Annotated in this window: 9 protein-coding genes; 4 read left to right on the forward strand and 5 right to left on the reverse strand. The window is 45.4% G+C overall.

Going from position 1 to position 9,647, the window contains the following annotated elements; genetic code table 11:
• The first annotated feature begins 62 nt into the window (after window positions 1-62).
• From AAC019_RS13890 to AAC019_RS13905, 4 genes are all read left to right on the forward strand, one after another.
• Window positions 63-1,733, forward strand: a complete 1,671-nt coding sequence (locus tag AAC019_RS13890) for an endo-1,4-beta-xylanase (protein WP_339899633.1) — start codon at window positions 63-65, stop codon at window positions 1,731-1,733.
• A 621-nt stretch (window positions 1,734-2,354) separates the two neighbouring features.
• A complete protein-coding gene (locus AAC019_RS13895; RefSeq protein ID WP_339899635.1) occupies window positions 2,355-2,951 on the forward strand; it encodes a chromate transporter in 597 nt (198 codons plus the stop codon).
• A gap of 234 nt (window positions 2,952-3,185) precedes the next feature.
• Window positions 3,186-3,542, forward strand: a complete 357-nt coding sequence (locus AAC019_RS13900; protein ID WP_339899636.1) for a phage holin family protein — start codon at window positions 3,186-3,188, stop codon at window positions 3,540-3,542.
• A 652-nt stretch (window positions 3,543-4,194) separates the two neighbouring features.
• The gene (locus AAC019_RS13905) at window positions 4,195-4,797 is read left to right on the forward strand and encodes a PRC-barrel domain-containing protein (RefSeq protein WP_339899637.1); all 603 of its coding nucleotides are present in this window, start codon (window positions 4,195-4,197) and stop codon (window positions 4,795-4,797) included.
• A 247-nt stretch (window positions 4,798-5,044) separates the two neighbouring features.
• On the opposite strand, the gene AAC019_RS13910 is transcribed toward AAC019_RS13905, so the two are convergent.
• The 5 genes from AAC019_RS13910 to AAC019_RS13930 form a co-directional block, all read right to left on the reverse strand.
• Entirely contained in the window at window positions 5,045-5,446 is a 402-nt protein-coding gene (locus tag AAC019_RS13910) for a GFA family protein (protein ID WP_339899638.1), read from the reverse strand.
• Between the two features lie 567 nt (window positions 5,447-6,013).
• On the reverse strand, window positions 6,014-7,033 hold the full coding sequence (locus AAC019_RS13915; RefSeq protein ID WP_339899640.1) for a DUF4917 family protein: 1,020 nt from the start codon (window positions 7,031-7,033) through the stop codon (window positions 6,014-6,016).
• A 79-nt stretch (window positions 7,034-7,112) separates the two neighbouring features.
• Window positions 7,113-7,559: a hypothetical protein gene (locus AAC019_RS13920; protein ID WP_339899641.1), complete on the reverse strand. Its 447-nt coding sequence runs from the start codon at window positions 7,557-7,559 to the stop codon at window positions 7,113-7,115.
• A complete protein-coding gene (locus AAC019_RS13925; protein ID WP_339899642.1) occupies window positions 7,556-8,410 on the reverse strand; it encodes a hypothetical protein in 855 nt (284 codons plus the stop codon). Before AAC019_RS13925 ends, AAC019_RS13920 begins: the two co-directional genes overlap by 4 nt.
• 115 nt (window positions 8,411-8,525) lie before the next feature.
• Entirely contained in the window at window positions 8,526-9,545 is a 1,020-nt protein-coding gene (locus tag AAC019_RS13930; protein ID WP_339899644.1) for a hypothetical protein, read from the reverse strand.
• Between the last annotated feature and the right edge of the window lie 102 nt (window positions 9,546-9,647).

Raw genomic sequence — 9,647 nt, forward strand, 5'->3', positions numbered from 1 at the left:
CCTGTTCCTGAATGTAACAGGAGCAACTCAAAGCCAATAACGATTCTTACAGGAGTTCAGCAATGAGAAGCCCAACTCGAATAAAGCTGCTTTTTGCAGCAACGACCCTCATCTGTACCAGCGCAGCACACGCCATTACCGACGGCTCTGGCGAGGCCACACTCAACGTCTCCAACCAATGGGGTGCCGGATACTGCGCCGATGTTATCGTTGCCAACAACGGCAGCGCTAACATTACCAACTGGACCGTAGACCTTAGCCTAAATGGCTCTAACATCACCAACTTGTGGAACGGCAACCTTAGCGGCACCAGCGTAACGCCGGCCGCCCACAACGCCAGCATCGCGCCGGGTAGCGACACTAGTTTTGGTTTCTGCGCCAATGGCAGCGCCACCGCGAGCCTGGCAAGCCTGGCGGTAGAGGGCGGCGGCTCTGCCAGCTCTAGTTCTAGCTCCAGCAGTTCGAGTAGCTCTAGCAGCTCGTCCTCTACCGGCAGTGGCAGCAACAGCATTACCGTGCGCATGAGCGGTGTCACCGGCGACGAAAGCGTCAGCCTGGAAATTGCTGGGCAAACCATCGAAACCTGGACGCTCAGCATCGGCATGCTGGATTACACCGTCAACACCGACGCCAGCGGCGAACTGCGCGTCGCCTTTACCAACGACTCCGGTGACCGCGACGTACAAGTCGATTATGTGATGGTCAACAATGTCACCTATCAAGCCGAAGACCAACAGGACAACACCGGCGCCTGGGACGGCGAATGCGGCGCGGGCTCTTACTCCGAGATGCTGCACTGCAGTGGCTCTATTGGTTTTGGCAACCCGTTCGATGGCGGCTCGTCGTCAAGCTCCAGCAGCAGCTCATCGGGCAACCCCGACTTCCCGGAGTTTTTTGTAGGTAACATCACCACCAATGGCAGCGTGAGATCGGACTTTACCCAGTACTGGGATCAGATCACCCCCGAAAACGAAGGCAAGTGGGGCTCGGTAGAAGGCACCCGCGACCAGTACAACTGGGGGCCTTTGGATGATATTTACGACTATGCACGGGCCAACGGCATTCCGGTTAAGGCCCACGTACTGGTGTGGGGCAGCCAACGCCCAGGCTGGATCGACGGGCTGAGTGCAGCCGAGCAGCGCGCGGAAATAGAAGAGTGGATGATCGACTACTGCGAGCGCTACCCGGACACCGCGATGATTGACGTGGTAAACGAGGCCTTGCCTTCGCACGCACCGGCCAACTACGCAGCAAACGCCTTTGGCAGCGACTGGATTACCGAGTCCTTCCGCCTGGCGCGCGAGCACTGCCCGAACGCGATACTTATCTACAACGACTATAACTTTATGACCTGGGATACCGATGCCATCATCGACATGATTCGCCCCGCCGTTAACTCCGGCTACGTCGATGCTCTGGGATTGCAGGCCCACGGCCTATACAACCCACAGCCCTGGAGCGCGCAGGAAATTGAAGACAAGCTGGACCAGATCGCCGCACTGGGCCTGCCTTTGTACATTTCCGAGTACGACATTCAGGAATCCAACGACCAACTGCAACTGGAGTACATGCAGCGCCACTTTCCGATCTTTTACAACCATCCGGATGTGGTAGGCATTACCCTTTGGGGTTACGTAGTCGGCGCCACCTGGCGCGACGGCACTGGCCTGATAACCAGCAATGGTCAACAGCGCCCCGCCATGCAGTGGTTAATGGATTATTTGAACCGATAGCAATGGATTAACGCTAAAACGGATAAGGACATCCGCCCCTAAAGCCCTGCAACCGCAGGGCTTTTTTATTCCCGCGGTGATTTATGAAAGGTGCGCACCCTTGGCACCCAAAACGCTGCTTATTTCCAGAGCGTGCATGCGGGACACACACAAAGGTTGGCCCACGCTGGCACATATATGATTCTTGTATGTACGGGTGCCCGCAATGTCTTTGCGGGCCACAGTCACTAATAGTAAATAATAGATTTGTGGACTATTCTTCTTTTACGGTCACGATAACCTTGTGACTTAACTCGCCTCTACCTTTACGTGCCAACACCTTAAGTTTTTGAATATGCTTGGGTGCACCACTGCACGCAATACTCGGAACCAGAATACGAAAAACACGTGTCTTACCGGCAATACGCTTGGCGATTTACTGTGACACCGAAGAGATGAGCGATGTCGTCACATGCTTTGCAGGCGGATAACGGCCGTTAAAGCTTAGAGCAATACCAATTTCAGCTCTCCACCCAATTAAAGCTGACCCGTGAAAAACAGGATTAATAGATTTTAAGGGGTTGGGTAAAAGCGCATTGAACATTTCGATAACGTAAATAAAACCTACCAAAGGACAGTAAAATGGAACAGGCTATTAAAATCGTATCGGCACTTGGTTTAGTTTTTGTGGCGGCAGGGGCTATTGCCATGACCGATGAAGAAAAGCGTGAGGTCACTTATGCCAGTGAAGCCGCGCCGAAACACATCACCGACTCAGCGACATTCCTAATGTTCCGTGACGGAACATTTCAGACGATAAAAGAGGGGAGCAATGATTTTACATGTTTGGTGTTGCGCAACCCAAACGAACGTTTTGAGCCGGCTTGTTTAAACAAGCCCGCCCTAGAGTCAGTGCTGCCGACCTACGAATATCACACAGCGCGTCTTTACGCTGGAGCCAGCGAACAGCAAGTGATGGATGAGATTGCTAAAAAATTCGAGAGCGATGAATTACCCACGGCAAAGACAGGGTCTCTGGTGTATATGATGTCTCAAAATAACCGCGCTTATCGCGAAGATATAAAAGAGCTGATTTCTTTTCCGCCCCATCAGATGTATTTCATGGCTAAGCTACCGGACGATGTATTCTCGCTGCAGGATAGTACCTTCACACCTGGGAGCCCTTTCGTGTTTCAGGCGTATCCGCATATGACATCCTTGATCGTATTTACCAAGTAATACAAAGAGTGAGTAGAGTGTAAGGGCAAGTATTTACCGTTGACAGCTAAACGACAACCTGACATTCAAGCAAGCAGCGTCAAATGTAAAGCTTTCCCATTACTGACTTTCGGATGCCTAGCTTCTTACAGAAACTTTTTAAGAGCGCGCTCGCCTTGTTTGGCACTTTATTTGGCATGATCTTCGCTTTATAAAAATCTAAATTTGATACTAAAATATCTGGGCGGAAGCGTAATGACGTTGATTTTAAATTGGTTAATTTTATCTTTCACTGTGTGGCTAACGGCAGCTATATTACCGGGGTTTCACATTAAGAACTTTAAAAGCGCATTGTGGGTAGCAGCGATATTTGGCATTTTGAATTTTTTACTCGGATGGCTATTTTTTACCGTGTTCACCGTGCTGACCTTAGGCATCGCCTACCTACTTGCTTTTATTACCCGCTGGATCATCGACGCCATCGTGCTAAAAATTACCGATAAAGTGACCGACCACCTCACTATCGACGGATTCGGTTGGGCATTGTTAGGTGCCCTCATAATGGCCGCACTAGGAACACTGAGCCAGTGGGCACTGTACAACGCGCTATAACGCAGCCCTATACCTCGCGTAATCAAGGCGGATCTGACTTGGTGCGCTGCTTATATAACCACGCACAAGCAGCGCACCATATACAGACACGCCCAAGGGCCTCAATCGGCGTCACCACGTCAACCGGCGACCTCACTAAATCTTTTACCTCTAAAATTAGCTAGAAGCTCTCCCCTAAGTTTTTTACGACTGTATTGATTGGGCCTATCATGCCTTTCGCTCATCTGGTCTAGCTACTTTTCGTAAGCCGGGCGCTTTGATATTTGCATAACTTAAACGGAACCTCCTTCCTATTGTCCTACTACTTTGTAAGCTGATCGCATACCCTTGTAAAACGTTCTCTATTTCCCAAAGCGAAACCCCGTAACCGAGTGCCGGCACTTGCCTTTTCTCGCAGTTTAAAAAAATAAAAACTATGCAAATCAGCTAGAAAAAAGTCACCTCGCCCCAACAGCCTTAACGGTCGACAGTGGAATATCCATGGCCGTTGGGCACCACGCGGCGTATGACATTGCCAGCACCAGGTACAGATCACGCGGCCGAGTACGACCGCATTATAAACCGCTAAAACAGCAGCATTCTTCCAGCAATACGCACACCCCTACCAATAGTATTTTTTATTTTCACACAACTCTGGTACGAGAGTTGCTCTATGACCATTAAGTTCGATAAAAGAAGGACTTTTAACATCATTTATGCACAGTTTTTCATTCCTGGAGAATTAAAAATGAAATATTTTCAAAAGCTTGCACTTCCCGCTCTACTCGCAACCACAATGGCCAGCTCTGCATTGGCGGCAGAAGGGCTGTACTCTATGTCTGATCTTGAAGAGGCGGAGGTTTTCGACAGCACCGGCCAGGAAATCGGTGAAGTAGAAGATATCCTAATGAGCAACGATATGTCCGTACACTCGCTGGTTATCGAAACCGGAGAAGTCATGGGCCTCGGCGGCAAAGAGGTCGTGATACAGCGCGGCTCATTTACCGTTAAGCCAGAGTCTGGCAACAAAGGCTTTGACGACATGGAATATGAAGTCCATTTGGAGATGACCAAGGACGAGTTAAAAACACAGCCCGAATACACTGAAGATTGGTGGAACAAAACCAGCGCCGCCCTGCAACAGGCCTGGGAAAAAACCAAAGACGTTAGCGAAAGCGCCTGGGAGAACACCAAAGAAGCCACCTCCTCAGCGTGGCACGACATAGAGGAAGGTGCGGAAGATCTCGGTGACAAGATTGAAGAAAAGACTGATTAATTTGAGTTCATCTTTGTCAGAAAGGGCCTTCGGGCCCTTTTTTAGTTACATAAGCGAAAGAATCAGATTATAGAATCTACACCAACGTGCTCAGGCTCTAGTGCATGTGATTTGTAAGGCCCGCCCCGAAGATTTTACTCAGCTGGCTGCTGGAGGAGTTAAAGTGGAACCTAGTAGCCACCAGAAAAAAACCCGATTCAAGATTTGCCCCAGCATTCAATGCTCTGACTTGTTATGTGATGGGCTATCAATCTGGAAGTCCGTCGAACGACGGCAGTGCGCCTAACTCTTTATCCCAAACAGCTTTGCTAGATGTAAAGATGTGAGCTGTTGGCGACATAGAGACTTCCGTGTCCAAGCACCCAGCGGGAATGACTAGAAGACCTGCGTCATGAGTGCTTGGCAATGCTGAACCGCAAACCTTACAAAAACTTTTTTTGTGGCGAGTACCTGCAAACGTAAAGGTAGCCACAGAACCTGAACCTGCCAGCCAGATTAATTTAGCTGACTGTGAAAATAAATTTGCCGCATGAGCAGAACCGCTATCCTTCTGGCAATGCTGACAGTGACACAGGTAAAAGCTATCAAACTCGCCTTGCACTTCAAATTTCGCGGCACCACACAGACAAGAACCTAAATATTTAGTCATCAAATTCCCTTCTTCTATGGCTTGTAGGTGACGCACACATAACAGTATATTAAACGCAATTTCGATTAAACAACTCGAACTCACGTCTCTTATTATCGTTCATTTCGCCTAAAATCTTATAAAAATCAACAAATTAAGACATCTTTTTGTACAATCTACTTCTGTCAAAAAGAGGCCTTTGTAGAACGGCACTCCGGTCAGATCTTACAATCTAGGCTCTAGAGTCTTTTCGCGCGTGTAAATTGTAAGGCCTGACCCTCATCTACTTTGTGCCGCCCTGCAACAGGCCTGGGAAAAAACCAAAGACGTTAGCGAGAGCGCTTGGGAGAACACCAAAGAAGCCACCTCCTCAGCGTGGCACGACATAGAGGAAGGTGCAGAAGATCTCGGTGACGAGATCGAGGAAGAGACTCATTAATTTGAGTTCATCTTCATGATAAAGGGCCTTCGGGCCCTTTTTTATATGTGAGTTGTAATGCCTCCCCCAAGCCCCATCAGAACGCGCGGTTTTGTAATGGAGGCAACACCTAAGCGGAAAAGCCGGCGCCGTGGCATTGTTAGCGGGAACTAACCCCATACGTTTGCAGAACCCGCATCGTAAAAAGCTACGTCTAGCCGACCATACTTCCTAGCAGTAGCCATGCTATTAGCCCTAGCTATTATAGCTTTGTTCAGCGGTGCATCATGTTCACCGAAGATTGACACATAAATCTTTTTGAGCTTCCCGTTTTCGATTCTTCTAATGAAATGCTCATCATTTGGTGCCAACGAATGTCCATAAATGAAAAGGCAGCCACCAATCTCGCAAAAGCTTCTGTAGCCTTTAGCCAAATAATCGTTATGCTTTATCTTTGCGTACTTCTCTCGACTCGATCCCTCAGAAACGAATATGGGGTAATAATCTCTGGCAAGCGCGTCTCGCACTTGATCCACAAGACGAACGCCCGTGTTAATCCAAGTGTATTTCTGCGTCTCATCTCCCGCATCGAATAAATGGAGGGCGCCGTGAAGAAACCACATATTCTGTTTTTTGCTGTTCCACGGCTCCCAAGTAACATATCCTGCCTCATAGTCGTCTTCGGGCTTTCTGAATCCGTCATCCGATGTTGGATGCACCCCTTCTTCGTTGTGCATCTGCGCCCAATAAAGCAGTAGATCATAGTTTAGGGTGTAAACTGTCTTGAAGTGGCTAATAAATTCTCTGCAAGCGGCATATTCATGTTCTTCTATCTCACCGGGCCATGCAGGATGACACGCAGCAATTGTTTTTACCAAAAGCTCACGGAGTCCGTCAGCATCCTTTTGAAGCTGATCGATTAAGCATGCATCTGTGCATCTATATACTTTGATTATTTCCTTTGTGTCGCGAAGCGCTTTAATAACCCTTTCAAAATCTTGTGTCGATAATGCCTCAAAGGCTTTCTTAGTATACGGCGACAATTTCGAGAAGTCAGCTCTCTCATACAACTTCCCATAAAGAAAGATTTCCGGCCTACACGCGATGCTAAACCCATTACCCAGAAGAGCATGTCGTGTATTAAATTGCTCTGAGTCTTTCAATGCTTCTTGGAATGTCATCATAGTCATTTATTCACGCTAGCGCCGCAACTTTCGGGCGGTTGAGGCGAATCGTAAACTTCTCTTCAAAATCGCCTTGTTAGCACTTTTAATGTGCATCTTCGTTATTCAAGATAATAAAAATCGAATTAGCCGTATCATACAAATTATATAAGCTCGCTATAAATACAGCTATCAGCAATATTTCTACTAACGACTTTGAGTATGTAAACAGAGCCATAAATATCGGACTATGAACAAGAACCAAAAGCACCAACGCGATGACAATAAGAAAGACCTGTTCAAAGATAGAAAGCTTTAGATTCTTTATCGTCTCTGAAAAATTCACTCCATTTTTATCAGTTATTTCTCTAAGCTTTGTCATAACAACACTACCAGTTGTTGTATTGATCGCAAGCAAAGCGATTAAAATCGTAATTAGGTTCTTATCTAAAAACAGAATTAGATAGTCAGAACCCAAATATTCAGATGCAAATCTTACTATGGCGGCAAAGACTATAAAGGTTGATATATTCTTAATATATTCTAAGGTCATGGCTTAAGGCTCTGCAGTAGAATCTCTAGCGACGTTTCATTCAAACTTTCTACTGTTAGCTCATCCAATTCAATCGTTCTAGTTGTTTTTTGGGTATGTATTTTTTTACTTAAGCCCTTAATTTTTATGGATATATCACCGCCACCCTCAGATGCGTACTCAACGAGACTGTCAACAATTTCATTCTCACGACTGACTTCTAAAACGGCACCTTCGGCTGAGTTTAACTCCAAATTGGTTTTATGTGAGTTTGTCTCAGCGTTAATCTGGCGTAAGTCTACCTTTAAAGCTTTGGATATATTTGCCATATTTGGCGAAATTAGCTCGAACTTTATTGATGTAAGCTTACCTTGATACTTATTTACAATATCCCAAAAATTCTGCTTATCAAATATCCCTTCGATACTTAACGTCAACTGTAACGCTTCGAGATGTTTCATAAAGTTTTTTTCGAGTAGATTCGCTACAGCCTGAGATTCCGAAAATGCTCTGATGTTTCTTGATATTGCGACAATTTGAACATCTGGATCGTTATTTATTATGACTGTTACGTGAGGCCAACTATCTATATGCTCTATTTGGAAATCTTCATCTTCTCTTTCGACTGACTTTTGAGCACCAAATTTAAATACAAGCCAATCTCCTTTCTTGAATATTACTTTATGTCTTACGCTTAGCGTCCTATGATGTAAATCAGGAAGATTTCGCAACACTTCATCAAACAGTTCGTTTTTTCGCCTCTTTAATTCTTCAACTGGCAATTCATTTCTGTAAAAGTCAGGCTGAGGAGTTCTTGTCAACGGCAGTAGTTGAAATCGATAAAGATCAAATACTATTTCTTTATTTTCCATAATTCATCTATTGAACTGACCTTCGTTTAATGGTGGTGTGGTGCTAACGCCACGCTCTGCGGAAAATTTGGAGCGCATCGGAAAATTTTTCCGAAAGAAGCGCATTGTTAAGTGATTATTTTTTGGCGCTAACTAGGCCTGTCAATGCATCGATAATTTTTTGATTGTTCGCTTGATCAGTTTTAAACTTTTCTAGCTCTACGGTAGATTCACCCTTTGATAACTTAAAATTCCTTTCGGTAGAAGCAAGCTCTTTTATTACATCTGATATTGACTCTTCTTTATCGGACATTACAGCCTTTTCTGCAGCTATAAATTTCATCTCAGCGTTAGTCAACTCGTTCTGGAAATACTTTATTTCATTCAGACCAGCTTTATATAGCTTCAAAAAAAAGAATGAAAATAGCTCAATAAAAATGCTTAGAGTTAGTCGCGGTATATAGTATGCCATTAACTCATCCTGAGTAAGTTGATGGTTGCCAGATAACACTGTGGTTGCCAAAACAGTGACAGCGGCAATAGTTGTTACCACGCCAATAACCAGATTTAGATTTCCCCTTCTACCTAACGACTCGATTTCTTTTCTCAATCTAGATCGGACTTGCTCACACTGCTCTCTCAGATCTTTAAGATATTTATCTTTTCGTATTTCTACTGAGTATTTTTGCTCAATCTCACTGAGAAGATTTTCAGAAGCGCTCTCCAATATCTCCTTTTTTAGGCTTACCAGTATCTTCGCCTTTTCCTCTTCGGAGATTACTTTTCCATAGCTTTCATTCGTCGTAATTATTTCTTTTAGCTTTTCTACTTCGTAGTACAGCCGTTCATTATGCTTGTTATAGTTGGAGCTATTTTTAAGCTCCTTTCTTAGCATAGAAAGCTCTTCGCGCATTATTTCTTCATTCGCGTTTCTTGTTGCACCAAAAAGCTGCCCTGACTTGAGGTAATTGAGTAAAAAGATCGCTACTGCGTTCAAAATTAGTGCAGCGGGGATGATAACAACGAACTCTGGGTTCCTCATCTCATAGCCGAGAAATACATCTTTAATCAGCAAGAATATTATTCCTGCAGCCGCCGACAAGATAGCAAATGCGTTCATAAACCTAGAACGCTTTAGCATACTTTCAAATTCCATATTTTCCATACTCTATATTTATGGTGCGTGGCTCAATCAGCACTTAAGAGGGTGTTCAAAACTCTGTGTCAGCCAACTAGCCTCATAGGCTAATGTGTTTTT

It is taken from the genome of uncultured Gilvimarinus sp., from assembly GCF_963975215.1.
Lineage (GTDB): Bacteria > Pseudomonadota > Gammaproteobacteria > Pseudomonadales > Cellvibrionaceae > Gilvimarinus.

Excerpts from the sequence above, each read along its gene's own strand:
- AAC019_RS13930 (WP_339899644.1), bottom strand. The coding sequence starts at position 9,545 with ATGGAATTTGAAAGTATGCTAAAGCGTTCTAGGTTTATGAACGCATTT.
- AAC019_RS13910 (WP_339899638.1), bottom strand. The coding sequence starts at position 5,446 with ATGACTAAATATTTAGGTTCTTGTCTGTGTGGTGCCGCGAAATTTGAA.
- AAC019_RS13895 (WP_339899635.1), top strand. The coding sequence starts at position 2,355 with ATGGAACAGGCTATTAAAATCGTATCGGCACTTGGTTTAGTTTTTGTG.
- AAC019_RS13890 (WP_339899633.1), top strand. The coding sequence starts at position 63 with ATGAGAAGCCCAACTCGAATAAAGCTGCTTTTTGCAGCAACGACCCTC.
- AAC019_RS13915 (WP_339899640.1), bottom strand. The coding sequence starts at position 7,033 with ATGACTATGATGACATTCCAAGAAGCATTGAAAGACTCAGAGCAATTT.
- AAC019_RS13925 (WP_339899642.1), bottom strand. The coding sequence starts at position 8,410 with ATGGAAAATAAAGAAATAGTATTTGATCTTTATCGATTTCAACTACTG.
- AAC019_RS13905 (WP_339899637.1), top strand. The coding sequence starts at position 4,195 with ATGACCATTAAGTTCGATAAAAGAAGGACTTTTAACATCATTTATGCA.
- AAC019_RS13920 (WP_339899641.1), bottom strand. The coding sequence starts at position 7,559 with ATGACCTTAGAATATATTAAGAATATATCAACCTTTATAGTCTTTGCC.
- AAC019_RS13900 (WP_339899636.1), top strand. The coding sequence starts at position 3,186 with ATGACGTTGATTTTAAATTGGTTAATTTTATCTTTCACTGTGTGGCTA.